At 66.2% G+C, this 17,039-nt stretch carries 24 protein-coding genes and 2 tRNA genes; 10 read left to right on the top strand and 16 right to left on the bottom strand.

Annotated elements, in window-relative coordinates; genetic code table 11:
* Positions 1-253: 253 nt before the first annotated feature.
* Positions 254-658 (bottom strand): DUF4399 domain-containing protein, encoded by a 405-nt coding sequence (locus WS54_RS25395; protein ID WP_059781239.1) that lies wholly within the window; start codon positions 656-658, stop codon positions 254-256.
* Between the two features lie 198 nt (positions 659-856).
* On the opposite strand from WS54_RS25395, the gene WS54_RS25400 reads away from it, so the two are divergent.
* Together WS54_RS25400 and WS54_RS25405 are read left to right on the top strand one after the other, a co-directional pair.
* Entirely contained in the window at positions 857-1,039 is a 183-nt protein-coding gene (locus WS54_RS25400; RefSeq protein ID WP_034190709.1) for a rubredoxin, read from the top strand.
* Positions 1,040-1,186: 147 nt separating this feature from the next.
* A tRNA-Arg gene (locus WS54_RS25405) sits at positions 1,187-1,261 on the top strand.
* Positions 1,262-1,299: 38 nt separating this feature from the next.
* Here the strand turns inward: WS54_RS25405 and WS54_RS25410 are convergent.
* From WS54_RS25410 to WS54_RS25425, 4 genes are all read right to left on the bottom strand, one after another.
* Complete coding sequence (locus tag WS54_RS25410) at positions 1,300-2,022, bottom strand: O-methyltransferase (protein ID WP_108041966.1); 723 nt, start codon at positions 2,020-2,022, stop codon at positions 1,300-1,302.
* Between the two features lie 97 nt (positions 2,023-2,119).
* The gene (locus tag WS54_RS25415; RefSeq protein WP_059781237.1) at positions 2,120-2,416 is read right to left on the bottom strand and encodes a 4Fe-4S binding protein; all 297 of its coding nucleotides are present in this window, start codon (positions 2,414-2,416) and stop codon (positions 2,120-2,122) included.
* A gap of 2 nt (positions 2,417-2,418) precedes the next feature.
* The gene (locus WS54_RS25420) at positions 2,419-2,727 is read right to left on the bottom strand and encodes a hypothetical protein (RefSeq protein WP_034208072.1); all 309 of its coding nucleotides are present in this window, start codon (positions 2,725-2,727) and stop codon (positions 2,419-2,421) included.
* Between the two features lie 12 nt (positions 2,728-2,739).
* Positions 2,740-3,321: an RNA polymerase sigma factor gene (locus WS54_RS25425; RefSeq protein WP_082725077.1), complete on the bottom strand. Its 582-nt coding sequence runs from the start codon at positions 3,319-3,321 to the stop codon at positions 2,740-2,742.
* A 173-nt stretch (positions 3,322-3,494) separates the two neighbouring features.
* Here WS54_RS25425 and WS54_RS25430 point away from each other — a divergent pair.
* A tRNA-Met gene (locus WS54_RS25430) sits at positions 3,495-3,571 on the top strand.
* Between the two features lie 222 nt (positions 3,572-3,793).
* Entirely contained in the window at positions 3,794-4,126 is a 333-nt protein-coding gene (locus WS54_RS25435; protein ID WP_059781233.1) for a hypothetical protein, read from the top strand.
* Between the two features lie 55 nt (positions 4,127-4,181).
* Here WS54_RS25435 and WS54_RS25440 read toward each other — a convergent pair whose 3' ends face one another.
* Entirely contained in the window at positions 4,182-4,922 is a 741-nt protein-coding gene (locus WS54_RS25440; RefSeq protein ID WP_059781231.1) for an SDR family NAD(P)-dependent oxidoreductase, read from the bottom strand.
* A 115-nt stretch (positions 4,923-5,037) separates the two neighbouring features.
* On the opposite strand from WS54_RS25440, the gene WS54_RS25445 reads away from it, so the two are divergent.
* Entirely contained in the window at positions 5,038-5,670 is a 633-nt protein-coding gene (locus WS54_RS25445; RefSeq protein ID WP_059781228.1) for a TetR/AcrR family transcriptional regulator, read from the top strand.
* Positions 5,671-5,691: 21 nt separating this feature from the next.
* Here the strand turns inward: WS54_RS25445 and eco are convergent, their stop codons facing one another.
* Entirely contained in the window at positions 5,692-6,192 is a 501-nt protein-coding gene (gene eco / locus WS54_RS25450; protein ID WP_034208077.1) for a serine protease inhibitor ecotin, read from the bottom strand.
* A 143-nt stretch (positions 6,193-6,335) separates the two neighbouring features.
* On the opposite strand from eco, the gene WS54_RS25455 reads away from it, so the two are divergent.
* Complete coding sequence (locus WS54_RS25455; protein WP_059499109.1) at positions 6,336-6,665, top strand: hypothetical protein; 330 nt, start codon at positions 6,336-6,338, stop codon at positions 6,663-6,665.
* A 186-nt stretch (positions 6,666-6,851) separates the two neighbouring features.
* Here the strand turns inward: WS54_RS25455 and WS54_RS25460 are convergent, their stop codons facing one another.
* The gene (locus WS54_RS25460) at positions 6,852-7,208 is read right to left on the bottom strand and encodes a hypothetical protein (RefSeq protein WP_059781226.1); all 357 of its coding nucleotides are present in this window, start codon (positions 7,206-7,208) and stop codon (positions 6,852-6,854) included.
* Positions 7,209-7,325: 117 nt separating this feature from the next.
* Here WS54_RS25460 and WS54_RS25465 point away from each other — a divergent pair, with 117 nt between their 5' ends.
* Together WS54_RS25465 and WS54_RS25470 are read left to right on the top strand one after the other, a co-directional pair.
* On the top strand, positions 7,326-7,706 hold the full coding sequence (locus WS54_RS25465; RefSeq protein ID WP_034208080.1) for a DUF5594 family protein: 381 nt from the start codon (positions 7,326-7,328) through the stop codon (positions 7,704-7,706).
* Between the two features lie 185 nt (positions 7,707-7,891).
* Positions 7,892-9,259, top strand: coding sequence for an MFS transporter (locus WS54_RS25470; protein ID WP_059781224.1), 1,368 nt, complete (start codon positions 7,892-7,894; stop codon positions 9,257-9,259).
* Between the two features lie 30 nt (positions 9,260-9,289).
* Here WS54_RS25470 and WS54_RS25475 read toward each other — a convergent pair whose 3' ends face one another.
* The 3 genes from WS54_RS25475 to WS54_RS25485 form a co-directional block, all read right to left on the bottom strand.
* Entirely contained in the window at positions 9,290-9,928 is a 639-nt protein-coding gene (locus tag WS54_RS25475) for an AAA family ATPase (RefSeq protein ID WP_236872773.1), read from the bottom strand.
* Positions 9,921-11,342, bottom strand: a complete 1,422-nt coding sequence (otsA, locus tag WS54_RS25480; protein WP_034208082.1) for an alpha,alpha-trehalose-phosphate synthase (UDP-forming) — start codon at positions 11,340-11,342, stop codon at positions 9,921-9,923. The genes WS54_RS25475 and otsA overlap by 8 nt, the downstream gene beginning before the upstream one ends.
* Positions 11,343-11,480: 138 nt before the next feature.
* On the bottom strand, positions 11,481-11,690 hold the full coding sequence (locus tag WS54_RS25485) for a hypothetical protein (RefSeq protein WP_082725076.1): 210 nt from the start codon (positions 11,688-11,690) through the stop codon (positions 11,481-11,483).
* A 287-nt stretch (positions 11,691-11,977) separates the two neighbouring features.
* Between WS54_RS25485 and WS54_RS25490 the strand changes: the two genes are divergently transcribed.
* Together WS54_RS25490 and WS54_RS25495 are read left to right on the top strand one after the other, a co-directional pair.
* Positions 11,978-12,529 (top strand): hypothetical protein, encoded by a 552-nt coding sequence (locus WS54_RS25490; protein WP_059499103.1) that lies wholly within the window; start codon positions 11,978-11,980, stop codon positions 12,527-12,529.
* On the top strand, positions 12,526-13,020 hold the full coding sequence (locus tag WS54_RS25495) for a hypothetical protein (protein ID WP_050017462.1): 495 nt from the start codon (positions 12,526-12,528) through the stop codon (positions 13,018-13,020). The genes WS54_RS25490 and WS54_RS25495 overlap by 4 nt, the downstream gene beginning before the upstream one ends.
* A 21-nt stretch (positions 13,021-13,041) precedes the next feature.
* On the opposite strand, the gene WS54_RS25500 is transcribed toward WS54_RS25495, so the two are convergent.
* The 5 genes from WS54_RS25500 to WS54_RS25520 form a co-directional block, all read right to left on the bottom strand.
* The gene (locus WS54_RS25500) at positions 13,042-13,728 is read right to left on the bottom strand and encodes a hypothetical protein (protein ID WP_059781221.1); all 687 of its coding nucleotides are present in this window, start codon (positions 13,726-13,728) and stop codon (positions 13,042-13,044) included.
* A 70-nt stretch (positions 13,729-13,798) separates the two neighbouring features.
* Positions 13,799-14,281 (bottom strand): tetratricopeptide repeat protein, encoded by a 483-nt coding sequence (locus tag WS54_RS25505; RefSeq protein ID WP_034208085.1) that lies wholly within the window; start codon positions 14,279-14,281, stop codon positions 13,799-13,801.
* A 64-nt stretch (positions 14,282-14,345) separates the two neighbouring features.
* Positions 14,346-14,816, bottom strand: a complete 471-nt coding sequence (locus tag WS54_RS25510) for a hypothetical protein (RefSeq protein WP_159086705.1) — start codon at positions 14,814-14,816, stop codon at positions 14,346-14,348.
* Positions 14,817-14,821: 5 nt separating this feature from the next.
* On the bottom strand, positions 14,822-16,165 hold the full coding sequence (locus WS54_RS25515; RefSeq protein ID WP_218929447.1) for a PAAR domain-containing protein: 1,344 nt from the start codon (positions 16,163-16,165) through the stop codon (positions 14,822-14,824).
* Between the two features lie 12 nt (positions 16,166-16,177).
* Positions 16,178-16,993 (bottom strand): DcrB-related protein, encoded by an 816-nt coding sequence (locus WS54_RS25520; protein WP_059781217.1) that lies wholly within the window; start codon positions 16,991-16,993, stop codon positions 16,178-16,180.
* Positions 16,994-17,039 lie beyond the last annotated feature (46 nt).

The following is a 17,039-nucleotide window of genomic DNA, read 5'->3' on the forward strand; positions in this document are numbered from 1 at the left end:
CGGAAGCGCCCATTGTACCGGTCGCGGAGGCCGGTATCGGCTCGGCCGGACGGACGAAGGCCGCGGGCGGCGCTCGACGCGCGTCGGCGCGGTGCCGCGAGCGGGTGGCGGCCGGGCTCCGGTGCGGATGCCGGCCGCGGTTTGCGTACCCGCGAAAACGACCGAATGCCGGCCGGATGCCCGCGCGGCCGGCCGATCGGCAGATCCCGCGCGCGACGCATCGGGCGCCTGCGCGGGATGCGCGGTTATTTCGTTATTTCACGTTGACCGTGATCGTCGAGCTCATTTCGGGGCCGTACGAACGGTGCGCACCGTCGCCGAGCTGCAGCGTCAACGTGTGCTGGCCGGGCGGCAGCTTCACGTCGGTTTCGGTCTGGGCCTTGCCGAAATGCAGCGAATGCTCGGTCGCCGGGATCACGTCGCCCTTCGGCACCGGCTTGCCGTCGATCAACAGGTGATGGTGACCGGTATCCGGGGTCATGTCGCCGGCCGGCTTGAGCGCCATGCCTTCGAGACCGAATTTCACGTGCACGGGGCTCGACACCGTCGCGCCGTCCTGCGGCTCGACGAAGAACACACGCGCTTCGGCGCGCGCGAGCGTCGACACGGCCAGCGCCGCGACGCAGACTGCACCCGCGATCCACTTTCTGTTGAGCATCGTTTCCTCCTTCTGATTGACAGGCCCACGAAGCATACACCGCGTGCCCGGTCGACGCGCCGGCGTCGGTTGTTCGCGATGCGTACGTTTAAAACGACGTTGCGCAGGTGTTCGGCGAAATTCCGGTACCATTGCGCCTTTCGTCCGCCGGCGAGGCTGCGGACGGCATCGCCGAATTTTCATTGTCCCGAGCGCAACATGAGCGAAGTAACCGAATACCAGAGCTGGGTCTGCCTGATTTGCGGGTGGGTCTACAACGAAGCGGAAGGGCTGCCCGACGAAGGCATCGCTGCCGGCACCCGTTTCGCCGACATTCCCGCCGACTGGCGCTGCCCGCTGTGCGACGTGGGCAAGGAAGATTTCGTCGTCGTCGATTTCTGATTTTCCGTTCCGATCGCGGTCGATTACGCGATACGCGCGTCGGTGTGCATTCCGAGCCGCCGACGCGCCGTGCGTTTGCTATACTCTGCGCGCTGTCCACACCGCCGTCCGGTTCGCCATCTCTTGCGCGAATGCCCGGACTTGGCTCTCCCCGTAGTTCAATGGATAGAACAAGCGCCTCCTAAGCGCTAGATACAGGTTCGATTCCTGTCGGGGGGACCAGCCAAGCTCCAACTCCCCCAAGATCCACAGCCCCCCGCTCAACCAACGACCACCGTAAACTCGACCCCCGACTCGAAATCCAGCGTCGTGGTCGAAAAACGCGGATCCTCGTCGAGGTAATCCTTGTACGGTCGAACGGCATCCTCGGCCGTGTACATATTGTCGGCGAGCACGACCGCCCCCGGCCGCAGCAGGCGCTCGATCTGCCTGAATAGCTTCAGATACGCGTCAGCCCATACGTCGATAAACACCATGTCAACGGTCCCGTCCAGTTCGGCAACCGTTTCGAATACATCGCCCTCCCACACGTCGACATAGGCATCCAGCCCCGCTGTTTCGACGTGTGCCCGCAGGCGCGCGCATTTGAGCGCATCACGTTCGGTCGCGATGACCACGCCACGGCCCAACGTACGCAGCGCGTCGGCCAAATACAGGGTCGACACGCCGCAGGAACTCCCGAGCTCGAGGATTCTGGCCGACCGTTGCGACAGCACGATGTTGCGCAGGAATCGCCCCGTCTCCGCCGACACGGCCAACGACAGCGCACCGCTTTCCGACGATTCGAAATCGTCGCTGAAGAGGCCGAACGTTTCGAGAAAGCGCCCTCGCAGCCGGGGGGTGAGCGTTTCGTATTCGTCGACGAGCGTCGGAAACGCCTCATTCGGCCCCTGGAACTGGGCGCGGGCCCGGGCGATGATTTCGCTCCGGCTTTCTTCATGAAGCCGTTGCAAAAGAACGTCGATGGTTGAAGCCAAGTGCATTCCTTGATGAGATTGATCACGTGAACGGCGTATCCAGCGGCTGCCATCCGTCGGACTGCGAGCGATACCGCGCCGTCATCGGCGGGCCCGGACGACGCTATGCCCTTCTGGCAAGCGTGATCGCCCGTTCGGGACACGCCGTCACGCAAAGCCCGCATGACCGGCAGGCTTGCGCATTCGGCGTATAGGCGACTTTCATTCCATGCACGCGCAGTTTCAAGCGATGCATCAGCCCGAGGTCGAGGTAATCGGCCTGATCGATGCGCCGCACCTCGAACACGTTTTCCGGGCAAACGGTGACGCAATCCCCCTTGCCTTCGCAACGTTTCAGGTCGACGACCGGCGCGATCACCCCCGCCTTCTGCTTGCAGTCGTGCGTTGATTTTTCGCGCATGCTCACTCCTCCGGGCGCCGGTTGCCGCGCGATCGCCATGCGGCCCGGAAATGCTCGCGCTCTTCGGGTGTCATGGCTTCCCACTTGCGCCAGTGGCGCCGGCCGTGCCAGCCGCGGTGTCCGCGAAATCCGCCGAACAGGATGCGGCTCAACACGAGCAGGCCTAGCGCATGCGCGAAGTCGATCGTCCGGGCGCCGACGAACAGCGCCGGCATCACCCAGTTCCACAGCATCATGACGATCCATCCGAGCACGCCTATGGCGACCACCACGAGCAATGCCTTGCCCGCACATCTGATTCGAAGATTCATCCGTCGACTCCTCTAGATATCCAGTTCGTCGTAAATGGGTTGCAGTCGAGCACGCAGATGCAGGACCGCGTAGCGTTTGCGCGCCAGCAGCGTATTGAGCGTGACGCCGCTTTGCGTGGCCATTTCCTTGAAGGACAGCCCCTCCAGTTCGTGTGCGATGAAAACCTCGCGCTGATTCGCCGGCAACTCGTCGAGCGCATCCTGCAACGCTTTCAGCAACAGCGTGCGTGCGTAGCGCGCTTCAGGGCTGGCGTCGTGCGCCGGTAACGCGAGATCCAGGCGATACTCGCTGTCCGCTTCGTCGTCGGCATCGAGCAGATCGGTCAGCGGCTGCTCCTTCTTTTTGCGGAAACGATCGATGATGCGGTTGCGCGCGGCACGGAACAGCCACGCGCTCGCCTGTTCGATCGGCGCAGGAAGTCGATAAGCCTGGACGAATTCGTGAAGCACATCCTGCAGAACGTCCTCGGCGTCGTCCGGGTCGCGTATCCGGCGCCGAATGAAGTTCCCTAGCCTCGTTCGTTCACGCATCACCGTCGCAGTGATGTCGCGGTCTGGGTCGGTCATCGTTTGCGAAGTGGGTGGCGGTTCCATGCGTCTGAAGACGTTTCAGGCGCGCGAATATTGTGGCGAAGATGAAAATTTTCCGGCCGTACGCGTCGGTTTCCGCGCGCGGCAGTCGTTTCAAGGAACAGGCCCGATATGAGATCGGGCCGTCTTCGCACGAATCGTTTGACTCTGCGCACCGACCCAAGTACACTTCGCGCCGCGGGGTGGAGCAGTCTGGCAGCTCGTCGGGCTCATAACCCGAAGGTCGTAGGTTCAAATCCTACCCCCGCAACCAAATACCGAAAAAAAGCCCGCTTTGCGAAAGCAAGCGGGCTTTTTGCCATTCAGCGGTCCGCGATATTGCTGACGCGCGCAGGCGGCACACGAATGACGTGTGCAATCGGGCATTCACCACGATATGCGACACGCGCGCGCACCTCGCCCGTTGGCCGCCGACATGCACTGAACATTGCGTAGAATTCCGAACCTTCTTCAGTTCAGCACACGGACTCCGCCCATGCTTCGGATGATCGCGGCGCTCGCCGCGCTTTCAGCGATGACCGGCACGGCCAACGCCGCCGACACCGACACGGCCTCCGCCGAACAGCGCTACGTCAGCCCGGGCATCGCCAACGTCACTGCGTCGGCAGCCCCGCGTCCGGACAACACGTCCCCCGACACCCGCTGCCGGGAACTGGCCGCCGGCATCGACGCGGTCACGCACTCGCCCGACCGCGGCCAGAAGGTCGTGCGCGGGATGGGCCCAGACGGCAAACCGCGCAACGAACTGCGGGCTTACGACAAACGGGCCGACCTGGAAGCCGAGCACCAGCGCGTCGGCTGCCGATAGCGAACGACGACGAACCAACCGTCACCCGGCCCGTTCACGCAGCGCACATCAGTGTTCATGCATTCGCGCCGCCGTCGATCGTCAACCCGGTCCCGGTGATCGATCGCCCTTCCGGCCCGACGATGAACGCCACGAGCGCGGCTACGTCGTCGGCCTTGCCGTACTGCCGAATCGCCATCCGCGAACGTTGCGCATCGGCGTGCTCGCCATCGGCCGGATTCATATCGGTATCGGTGGAGCCCGGATGCACGATGTTCACCGTGATGCCGCGCGAGCCGAGATCGCGCGCGAGCCCCTGCGTCCAGCCGATCAACGCGGCCTTGCTCGCCGCATAGAGGCTCATTCCCGCATCGGGCACGCGCGTCGCGAGGCAACTGCCAGTCGACACGATGCGCCCGCCCTCCCCGAGATGACGCGCCGCCGCCTGCGACGCGACGATCACCGCACGCACGTTCACGTTCAGCGTCGCGTCGATATCGTCGAGCGTGAGCTCGTCCAGCGCGCCGGCCCGGAAAATCCCCGCGTTGTTGACGAGGATGTCGAGGCCGCCGAACGCGTGCGCGGCACGATCGACCGCGTTGCGCACGGCCACCGGATCGGCGCTGTCGGCCTGGATCGCCACGGCGCGACGGCCCAGCGCTTCGATGCCGGCGACGACGGCCTGCGCCCGCTCGGCCGATTTTTCATACGTGATCGCCACGTCGGCGCCGTCGGCCGCCAGCCGTTTGGCGATCGCCGCGCCGATGCCGCGGCTGCCGCCGGTGATGAGTGCACGCTTGCCCTGAAGTCGGTTCATATCGGTTCCTTTCCTCATTTGTGTAACGACCGACACAGAATGTGGCAAGTTGCGCCGCACAGTCAATTGATTTATTTTATCGATCGATACAGATATCGACGAAGGAACGGACGCAATGGCTGAACGAGGCCGACCGAGAAGCTTCGACAAGGAAGCGGCGCTGGATCGCGCGATGGAGGTGTTCTGGCGTCTCGGCTACGAAGGGGCGTCGATGACGGACCTGACGGCCGCGATGGGCATCGCGTCGCCGAGCCTGTATGCGGCCTTCGGCAGCAAGGAAGCGTTGTTCCGGCAAGCCCTCGAGCATTACCGCGCAACCGAGGGGCGGGAAATCTGGGGGGGCGTCGAACGGGCGGCCAGTGCATACGACGCCGTGCGGAACTACCTGATGGATACCGCACGCGTGTTCACGCGGCGTTCGAAGCCGGCCGGCTGTCTGATCGTGTTGTCGGCGCTGCATCCGGCCGAACGTTCCGACATGGTCCGGCAAACGTTGATTGCGATGCGCGAGGGCACGGTCGATGCGCTGCGGGAACGCCTCGCGCAAGGCGTCGCGACCGGCGAAATATCGGCGCACGCGAACCTCGATGCGATCGCGCGCTACTACGTGACGGTTCAGCAGGGGATGTCGATCCAGGCGCGCGACGGCGCGAGCCGCCGCGATCTGGAGGCCGTCGCGCAGGCCGCGCTGGCCGCATGGCCGGCGCTCGTCGGCGCGCGCGGCGCGGCCGGCGCGACCGGCGGATAGCGGCAGGACGCCGCCGGGAGATTACTGCTTCGCGGCTTGCTGCACGTCCTTCGACGCATGCCACACGCGATAGCGCACGTCGAAGCCATCCGGTACATACACGACGAGCGGCAGGCGGCTGTTGTAGCGCAGCAGCTGACCGTCGCCGCGCACCTGCACGAATCGTTGCTGCGGCGCCTGGCCCGGGCACGCCATCAGCGTCGATGCCGGCCCCTTCACGTCGGTGAGCCGGTAATACGTGTAGCCCCAGCCCTTGACGTCCTCGGCGGTCAGCTCGCCGCCGAACCACTGCTGGTTGCAGTCGGTCTCCAGCGTCTTGCCGATCATCAGCTCGACGCGCGCATCGCCCTCGTTCTCGAGCGCGGGCAGCGCGATCACGACGCGCTGCTGGCCGGCGGCTGCCTGCGGAAACATCTTGATCGACTCGGCCGGCACGGCGGGTGCGGATGCCGGCGCGGCCACGCATGCGGCGGCCGTCGTCACGCAGCAGGCGGCCAGTGCGGCCCGGATCGCGAATTTCATCGATGTGCTCCTGAAAAACTAATGAGCCCCGGATGCTAACACTTTCGTCGCAAGACCTTACGAGGCTGTAATTTGGCGACACAATTGCAAACAGCCGGCAATCCCCGGGCGCGGTACTTATAGCGGAACCAACGGAGAACATCATGCTGAAGCTCATTGCCGCCGCCGGCGTCGCCACCCTGCTGGCCGGCTGCGTCGTCGCCCCGGACGCCGGATACGGCTACGGGCAGCCCTACTATTCCGATCCCGGCTATGCGTACGCCCCGTCTCCCGTGTACGGCACGGTCAACATCTGGGGCGGTGGCGGCGGACGCGACTGGGATCGCGGCCGACGCGACTACCATCACTGGGACGGCGATCGCGGCAACCGCGGCAACGGCTGGTGGCGCGGCGGCGGACGCCGCGGCGACTGGAACGAAGGCGGCGGTGGCGGCGGACACGGTCGCGGCGACGGCGGCGGTCATCGCCACTGACGCAATTGCAACCGTTTGTATCCACGCACGGCCGATGACCGGCGGCGCATCACACCGGCGAACGGACGGCCACGCCAAAGACGAAGGCCCTCGCATCGAGCGAGGGCCTTTCGTCGTCCGGCCGGGCGAAGCGAGCGTCGGCGAGGGCGTGGCCGCCAGGCACCGAACCCGCTCGCGCGCCGCCGCTTACCAGCCGGCCGGTTGCACGTAGCCACCCTGCTGCACCGGCGCGCCGCACACGTACGCACGCTGGTAGCGGTCGTAGCAATAGTTCGGGCCGTCGTCCTGGTACTGCGCCTGCTGATAGGTCGGATAGGCAGGCTGCTGGTACGCGGGCGCCTGATATGCGACGGGCGGATTCATCGCCGACGTCACGATCGCACCCAGCACCGCGCCGCCGATCAATGCGCCGATGACGGCGCCGCCGTCGCGGCCATGCGCGGACGCCGGGCCCGCGACCGCGAGCGAACCGGCAAGGACACATACTGCGGCAATCTTTTTCATGATGGACTCCCACGCGAAGTGGTACTGGATGCGATGCATTGTGGCGGTACGCGGCCGTAATAGATGCAGCAAGTGGTAACGCGCGATTACCGGCATCGCCCCCGGCGAAACGCGCCGTCGCCGTGCTACGATTTTCGGCATACAGGAGACGACGTCATGCAGCCCGAAACCGCCCGCCGTTTCGATACCGAATTCGCACCGCGCATCGCGCAGGCCATCGCCGCGTTCTTCGCCGATCACGTGCAGACCGACGTCGTCCCCTATGGCGGGCACGGGCATCCGACGCGCGTGCAGATCCGCAGCGCGCCGCACGAGCACGTGAGCGGCTTCGTGCATCCGCTGAATCTCGAACTGACATGGGACACCGACGAGATCGAGCGGCTGATGGAACCCGACGGCCGGCAGCGCTTCGAGCACTACCTCGCCGCGCTGCCGAGAAAGCTCGGGGCGTGGCAGGGCGCGCGCGACATCGATCTCGCATCGCGCACGCAGGCCGACCCGCTCGTGCGGCTCGGCGGTCTCGACTTCGAAGGCTGAATGCGCGCGTCGGCCGGCGGCCGTACGGCTCGGCGTCGCGCGATGCGGCCCGGTGATACACTCGACCGGCCCCGTCCCGGTGCAGCCACGCCGGCCGGGCCGTTCATCGCCGCCTCCACCCGTGCACATGGTTGCGCACGCAACCGGCAAGCGGGCGCGCGGACAACCATGCTCTCGCTCCCGTCATGAACGCCGATACCGGCCTGCCGCTTCCGCAACGCTACTGGGCGATCGTCTGCGTCGCCCTGGGCATCACGCTCGCCGTGCTCGACGGCGCCATCGCGAACGTCGCGCTGCCGACCATCGCGCGCGACCTGCGCGCGTCCGACGCCGCGTCGATCTGGATCGTCAACGCGTATCAGCTCGCGGTCACGATCACGCTGCTGCCGCTCGCGTCGCTCGGCGAACGTATCGGCTATCGTCGCATCTACATCGCCGGGCTCGCGCTGTTCACCGCGGCATCGCTCGGCTGCGCACTCGCCGGCTCGCTGCCGGTGCTGGCCGTGATGCGCGTGATCCAGGGGTTCGGCGCGGCGGGCATCATGAGCGTCAACGCGGCGCTCGTGCGGATGATCTACCCGTCTTCGATGCTCGGGCGCGGGCTGTCGATCAACGCGATGGTGGTCGCGCTGTCGTCGGCGATCGGGCCGACGGTCGCGTCGGCGATCCTGTCGTTCGCGTCGTGGCCGTGGCTCTTCGCGGTCAACGTGCCGATCGGCATCGCGGCCGTGCTCGGCAGCCTGCGCGCGCTGCCGGCCAACCCGCTGCACGATGCGCCGTACGACTTTCCGAGCGCGCTGATGAACGCATGCGTGTTCGGCCTGCTGATCACGGCCGTCGACGGGCTCGGTCACGGCGAAGGTCATGCATACGTCGCGGCCGAACTGGCCGTCGCGTTCGTGGTCGGCTATTTCTTCGTGAAGCGTCAGTTGTCGCAGCCGGCGCCGCTCCTGCCGGTCGACCTGATGCGCATCCCGATGTTCGCGCTGTCGATCTACACGTCGATGGCGTCGTTCACGTCGCAGATGCTCGCGTTCGTCGCGCTGCCGTTCTGGCTGCAGAATTCGCTGGGGTTCTCGCAGGTCGAGACGGGCCTCTACATGACGCCGTGGCCGCTCGTGATCGTGTTCGCCGCGCCGCTCGCGGGCGTGCTGTCGGACCGCTATTCGGCCGGCATGCTCGGCGGGATCGGGCTCGCGCTGTTCGCCGCCGGGCTGCTGTCGCTCGCGACAATCGGCGCGCATCCGGGCACGCTCGACATCGTGTGGCGGATGGCGCTGTGCGGCGCAGGCTTCGGGCTGTTCCAGTCGCCGAACAATCGCGCGATGCTGTCGTCGGCGCCGCGCGAGCGCAGCGGCGGCGCCGGCGGCATGCTGAGCACCGCGCGCCTGACGGGCCAGACGCTCGGCGCCGCGCTCGTCGCGCTGATTTTCGGGCTCGCGCCGGACCGCGGGCCGACGATCGCACTCTATGTCGCCACGGCGTTCGCGGCGGTGGCCGCGGTCGTGAGCCTGCTGCGCATCGCGTCGCCGCGGCCGGACACGGCGGCCTGACACCATCGCGCGCCGCACGGGCGGCGGACGTCATGCGGCGTCGAGCGTATCCATCACGAAGCGCACGCGCGCCTTCACGCTCACGCGCGGCAACTCGATCAGCCGATAGCCATACGACGTATAGCAATCGACCATCGCGTCATAGGTCCGCACCGCCTCCGCGAAATCCTGCCGGCGCTCGGTGTCCTGCGCATAGATGTCTGGCCACGGCGGCGCGATGAACACGCGCCGGTGATAGCGGAAACGCCGCGCCGCGGCTTCCGCGTGCGCGGGCACCGCCAACCCGGTCAGCGTCAGATAGCCGATCACGTCCGGCACGCCGCGGTCGAAGAACACCGGCCCGCGCGCCTGCCGCGCGAGATGGTAGGACCGCATCTCCCAGCTCAGCATCAGCTCGGCGAACGCGGCCGGGTCGCGCCACGGCAGCGCCGGGCCGTCGACGGCCATCTGGTCGCGGATCACGCCGCGCCCGGCCTCCTGCGAGCGCGCGAACCCGGCGCGCTCGAGCGCATCGAGCAACGTGCTCTTGCCCGAACCCGGGCCGCCCGTCACGACGAAGAAGCGGCCGGTCGAGTCGTCGACCGCTTCGTCGTCGCGATCGGCGGCGCTCGGCGCATTGCCCGACGCGGTGGCGCCCGGCGCGGCGGCGCCCGGCGCGAATTCACGCATGCGCGACCCGCCGGCCTGCCCGCCGCGTGACCGACGCCGCGGCAGCGACGCTGCGCAAGTCGGCGACGAAGGTGTCGCGCCAGACCGACAGGTCGTTCTCGCGCAGCCGCGCGAGGTTCTCCTCGTGACGCGCCTGGCGCTCCGCGAGCGGCATCGACAGCGCGCGCTCGAGCGCCTCGGCCATCTGCGACAGGTCGTACGGATTGACGAGCAGCGCGCCGGTCAGCTCGGCCGCCGCGCCCGCGAACTCCGACAGCACGAGCACACCCGGATCGGCCGGATCCTGCGACGCGACGTATTCCTTCGCGACGAGATTCATCCCGTCGCGCAGCGGCGTCACGTAGCCGACCTGCGACATCCGGAAGAACGCCATCAGCAGGTTGCGCTCGTACTTGCGGTTCAGGTACTGGATCGGCGTCCAGTCGAGCTGCGAGAAGCGGCCGTTGATGCGGCCGGCCTCGCCTTCGAGCGTTTCGCGGATGTGCTGATAGGTCTGCACGTCGGAACGCGTCGGCGGCGCGATCTGCAGGAGCGACACGCGCCCCTGCCAGCCCGGCGCATTCGCGAGCATCCGCTCGAACGACTGGAAGCGCTCGACGAGCCCCTTCGAGTAATCGAGACGGTCGACGCTCATCACCAGCTTGCGGTCGCCCAGCGCCTCGCGCAGCATCTTCACCGGCTTGCGCGTGCCGTACTGGACGGCCGCCTGCGCGATCGCGTCCGGATGCACGCCGATCGGATAGGCCGCGACCTTCACGACGCGGCCATGCGCGTGCAGCATCCCGTCGTCGCTCGCCGCGCCGATGCCGCGCCGCTCGATGTAGTCGGTGAAGGCCTGCTTGTCGGCCTCGGTCTGGAAACCCGCGACGTCGTACGCGCACATGAACTTCACGAGCTCCTCGTGCGGCGGCACGAGGCGCAGCATGTCGGGTGACGGAAACGGGATGTGCAGGAAGAAGCCGATCGGGTTCTTCACGCCGAGTTCGCGCAGACAGTGCGCGAACGGCAGCAGGTGGTAGTCGTGCACCCAGATCAGGTCGTCCGGCCGCAGCAGCGCGGCGAGCTGCTTCGCGAGCATCGCGTTCACGCGCAGGTAACCGGCGTACTCCTGCCGATCGAAGCGCGCGAGATCGCCGCGGTAATGGAACACCGGCCACAGCGTCGCGTTCGAGAAGCCGCGGTAGTACTGGTCGTAGTCGCGCCGGGTCAGCCCGACCGTCGCATACGTCACGTTGCCGTCCCGCTGGATCGCGGGCTCGGCATCCGGCGCACCGACGATCTCGCCGTTCCAGCCGAACCAGACGCCGCCCGTTTCCTTCAGCGCGTCCATCACGCCGACGGCCAGGCCGCCCGCGCTCGGGCGCGTGTCCTCGCCGGCGGCGACACGATTCGATACCACGATCAATCTGCTCATGCGACTTCCCCTCCTCGATTCGATTGGCTGGCGCGCAACGCACGCCGAAGCGGGCGCGGCGGCCCGAAGGCGGCCGCGCGGCGACTCAGTTCCGAGAATTGCAATGAAATACGGCGGTGGAATGCGGCGACGACCGTATCAAGCGTCCTGCTCCTGACCGAGGTCGCGTTGATAGTCGAGCCCTTCCGGGCGAGCACCACCCTGGTTGTGATCGCCGTCCGACGGCGTCTCGTCCGGCGCGCCCGCAGGCGGCGCCGATGGCGCGTCGGTCTGCGGACGCGGGCGGTCTTCCGAATGGCCGGCCGCCGCATCAGGCGGCCGGTGTGACAACCGTTTCGAACGGCGCATGGCTGGGTGTCTCATCTGCGGCGCGGCTCGAGGCCGTCGTAGAAACATTCCATAGCAAAACAGTCTAGGTCGCGTCAGCGCGGCCGATGGTAACAATTACCTTCAATTTGTAACGTTTCGACCCTTCGTCGATCATCTATCCGACAATAACGCCGCCCGCGCGCACGCGGCCTGCCGCGCGGCGATTTGTCAAAGCTTTGCAGTTTTCCCATGACAATTGCGAAACAATGACGCGGCATCAGGCGTGCACGCGTCGCCGCTCACCCAGACAGGACTTGCACTCAGGGATGAACATTCGTTTCGAATCGCCGCGCCGGGCCACGCCGGCGCGCGTCGTGCTGGCCGCGATCGCCACGGCCGCACTGCTGTCCGGCTGCAATTCGTTGTACAGCGAAGGCGCGACGGCCGGCGCCGGTATCGCGGGCGCCGCGATCGCCTCCAAGGTCACCAACAATGCCGCCGTCGCGACGGGCATCGGCCTCGGCGCCGTCGCCGGCGCGCGGGCCGGCGTCCAGTACACGCAACGCGTCGCGCACCGCTACACGCAGGAGCAGATCGCGAAGGCGGCCGGCCCGCTCGACGTCGGCGGCGTCGCGCCGTGGTCGACGCACCATTCGTTCCCGATCGAGGACGACGAGCAGGGCCGCGTGACGGTCAGCCGCATGATCAGCGTCGGTCCGCTCGACTGCAAGGAAATCGTGTTCGCGGTCGACACGCCGGCGAAGGCCGACAAGGCCGCGCAATCGGCGTTCTACGTCGCCACCATCTGCCGCGACGGGCCCGTGTGGAAATGGGCGTCGGCCGAACCGGCGACCGAACGCTGGGGCGCGCTGCAATGAGCGTCGCGATTCGTATCGCGGCGATCGGCGCGCTGTGCGCGGCGACGGTCGCGCTGTCGGGCTGCGGGTCGGTCGGCGCGGCGAGCGGCGCGCTGGCCGGCGCGGCGACGGGTCTCGTCACCGCGAACCCGGCGGTCGGCGTCGGTGTCGGGATCGCCGTGCAGGCCGCGACCGACGAAGCCGTCAACCGCACGATGAAGCAGCTCCATCAGAACCAGCAGGACGCGATCGCGAAGACGGCCGGCAGTCTCGCCGTCGGCGAAGTGAAGCCGTGGAAGGTGAAGAACACGCTGCCGCTCGAAAACGGCGAAGGCGAGGTGCGGGTCACGCGCGCGTACTCGTCGGCGCTCGCGCTGTGCAAGGAATTCGCGTTCTCGGTGAAGGACGGCGACAAGGCCGACTGGTATTTCGCGAATGCGTGCCAGCAAGGCACGCACTGGAAGTGGGCGTCGGCGGAACCGGCAGTCGATCGGTGGGGGAATTTGCAGTAACGGGGGCGATGCGCCGCGCAATCAAACCGATGCGCCTGTACGTCGATTGAATGCAGCGCGCATGTCATCCGGGTCGACCATTTCCATTCGACCCAGCTCGGCCAGCACCGCCGCAAGCATGCCATCGACATCCGGATCCACCGCCCTCATCTGCTTCAACAATGCAGGCCGGAAGGCTTCGTCTTCGTTGATACCCGACTCCCCCGTCTGGCGTCGCGCACGATACAGCACGCCCACCCAATAACGCGTGCGCTCGATTGCGCTCCATCCCGCATACGTGTTCGGAAACGTCGCTCGTTCGATCGCCTGCCGAACGACTGCCTCGGGATCGTCCAGAAACCGCACGAAGAACATTTGTTCGCCGACGACAAGCTTCGACGACGTCACCGGATCGTATGCGGTATAGGTTTCGTAGCGAACGTCGGTATCGGCCTCGAGTCTGTTGCCTATGTGCACCCGAATTCCGTCTTGCAGGATGCGCTGCCGCTCCGGCGGGAATTGCACTTCGCGCTCGCTGCGCGACAGCGGACGTCCGAGCCTCGGCGAAAACTCGATTTCACGCTGACGACCGATTTGCGCGTCGACGTACCAAACGATGACCGTTTGCGACTCGGCATGCTCGAACGCCTCCAGAAAAACAGTCTCGGGGACCAACGCCGCCAACGATGAAGGCAGCGCGGCATACGGCAACCTGTCCCGCTTCAACATCACGACTCCCCAAGCCATTCGCCCGGATTCTTCCGGGTCGAGACCGCACCTTCACATCCGGGAGCGGTCGTCACAGACGCGTGCGAAGCTGCGCCACCCGTTCCTTGATCTTCGCGGACAACGCATCGTCCGGGTCGTAAGTCAGGCACCGCTCCAGATCGGCGATCGACGCCTTGATGTCACCCAGCGTCTCGTATGCCCGCGCGCGATTGAAATAGACGAAAGGCTGGTCGGGATTGAGCTTCAGCGCCCGATCGAAGTAATCGAGCGACTTCTGGTACGCGCCGCCCTCGAGGTAAATGGTCGCGAGCGTGCAATACGCCGACGGGTCCGTATAGCCCAGTTCGATGGCCCGGTTCAGATCGTTCAGCGCGAGATCGGTCTTCTTGATCATCGCGAAGGTCGTGCCGCGATCGGCATACGTCGCTGCATCGTCCGGCGCCACTTTCAGGATGTCGCCGTACAACCCGAGCGCGTCCTCGATGCGGCCTTGCGACACGAATCCACGTGCCCGCACGCGCATCGGTGAAAAATCGGGGTTCTTGTCGGTCATTCAATTCAACTCCAAAAACTTCGCACTTGCATTATCCGCTTCGCCGTCCGGAAACCGTCCCGGCTCAGCGAACCGCTTTTTCGATGAGCCCTTTCAGGTAGTTCTCGAGCACGCCGAACCTGACAATCGACGCGTTTCGCCTGGTTGGATGAGGCGCCGCCGCAGCTTTCACGGCTTCCGGCAGATCGTCCCTCAACCACAACTCGGGAATCTGCAACCGGGCGTACGATTCACCGTCGATTTCCTCCAGGACCATGTGGCCGCGCCATGGATATTCGTTGAACACGCCGGACACCTGATGCACGAAGAGCAGCGCCCGCTCCCCGATCTGGAGCGGTACGTTCCCCCACGTCGCAGGTCCGCTGTAAAACTCGAACTCCGTTCCGAGACGATCCGGCGTGATGCCCTTCCCGCAGGAATAGATCTGCTCGATTCTTGCGCGAAAAACGTGCGGACTCGGTGAATCGATGACGGACACGAGCACCAGATCGTGCATTCTGGCAGCGACGGAATAGAGGCTTTCTGACGCGTTCATAAGATTTAACTTCCTGGCATCCAAGGCGTACCCACTTTCTCGAGCTCCGGCATGTAATTCTGCAATTTCCCTGTCCCTTCGGGAATGGGAATGCCGAGGCGACCGGGAAACGTCGCACAGTTATAGTGGTTTGCCGGCCATTCGCCAGACTGGGGTGGCCATTGATACCGAATGTCATCCATCGGCCCGCGCGCGACCAGTTCCTCGTGCGCCGCCAGTATCGATTCGTACTGCTCCTGCGTGACCGGTATCTTTTGCTCGTACACCGTCTGTAGCGCTCCGCCACCACCACGGGCAGCCATCGGATTTTTCGCGATCGCGATGAATGCATCTTGATCCGCGGTAATCATCCCGGGGTAGCTGCCCGATCCCTTCAAATGAGTAAACACTTCCGCCAGGCTCGCATCGCCCGTTGCGGGGCCAAAACCCCATATCGTCTTGCCGCCGTCCAGCGAATACCCGACGTGGCCAGTGTACTGATACGGATGCATCCCGCCTTCGACATCGGACGCCCGCCCGCCGCCACGCACACCGAACAGCGAAATCGTCGGCTGCTCCGTCGCCCCTGCGGCGCCTTCGGCCGCTTCCAGCGCCGACAGTTCGCCAGCCGCGGCGCCCGCTCCCCTCGCCCCGCCGACGAGCCCGGCGCCCTTCGCCGCCCCCATCCCGCCCAGCAAGCTTCCTCCAAGCATCGACCACTTCTGCCCGTCCGACCCCTCGCCGAAAATCTTTCCGCCCAGCCACCCGCCGACTTCACCGCCGAGAAAGCCGCCGGCCGCGCCGAGAAACGCCAGCGCCGGCCCCGCAAGAACGGCCGCGCCGGCAATGCCCACCGCGGCCATCGTCCAGTTCACCCACGCCGGGATCTCGGGATTGAACTCCCCGACTGCCGGGCCACCGATGAACACGTTCGGCGATCCGTCGTTGATCAACGCGCCGCACATCATCCGGTCTTCCTTGCGGCTCGCCGGCTGGCTGTTGATGAACACCGTCGACGACCCCTGCGCGACCACCTGCGGCGGGCCTGCGTGGTCGCTGCACAGCCCGAGGCTCAAAATGGCCCGTATCGCGGGGCGACTGTTGATGAAGACGTTGGGCGAGCCCTTTATCAGGCTTCCGGTGACGTGCCGCGGCGCCCACGACATCGTGCCCAGCACTTCGCCCAGTCCGCCGCCGGCGGCAGCCCCCGCGGCGACCGCGGCAATCACCGTCAACGCCGCGCCGCCGGTCGCGACCACCGCCACGGCGCCGATCACCGCGCCGGCAATCATCCCGGCGATCATCCATCCCTTGGACGCCGTATGCGCGATCGGATCGCCGAACCGCGCAGCAGCAAGCAATGTATCCACGCGCGCTCCCCGTCAGCCTGCGTTCGCCACCGCGGTCAGATAAGCCCGCACGGCCTCGACGTTCTGCATGCCGACCATGCCCTTCACCGCCGTCACGTCACCGAGCCGATCGCCCAGCGACGCGTGCGCGTGCGAATCCGTCGTCCACAGCGCGAATTGACGGCCATCCACGGCCCGCCACGCCGGCTGCCCGTGCGGTGCAAGCTGCAACGCCAGCGGCTCGCCGGCCGGGCCGAAGAACGCGGTGTCGTCGAACATTTCCGTGACGTCGTGCCGGTACAGTTCGGCGATGCCGGTAAGCGCATACAGCGTCGCGCTCGGCTCATGCAGCACGAACACGATGCCGGCCTCGTCCTGGCCGAGCGCCCGCGGCGCGAAGGCTGCCTGATCGGGCCGCGCCAGCACGACGCTCGCGAGCAGGTTCTTGTATTCCTTGCTCTTGTCCTCCGTGAACGACTTCGGACAGGTACCAATGAAGCTGATCGCCATGCGCTCGCGCCCCGCCTTCGGCGACATCACGACCGTCTGGCGCTGATGCAGCGGCGCGCCTTCCGACACCCACTGGTAGTCGATTTCGCGCGCGGTTTCGCCGTCGATTTCCCGGTTTTCCAGATGCTTCAATTCGAAACGCGGCAGCGACTTGCGCATCTCCGAGACCAGTCGGGTCACGAACGTATCGACCGTGTCGTCCGGCTCCATCGGCGCGCGCGACACCACGAAGGTGAAGCCGCTGCTACCTGCCTCGTCGACCGTGAACAGGTGAATCGTCTTGTCTTTGAAGTGCGCCGGCAACTCAATGACGGCATCGTTCATCTGATATTCGGACATGCTCTTCTCGGTTCGGCCAGCCCGTCGGAGTGGGCGCCGGATTGAA

The organism is Burkholderia sp. NRF60-BP8, from assembly GCF_001522585.2.
Taxonomy (GTDB): Bacteria; Pseudomonadota; Gammaproteobacteria; order Burkholderiales; family Burkholderiaceae; genus Burkholderia.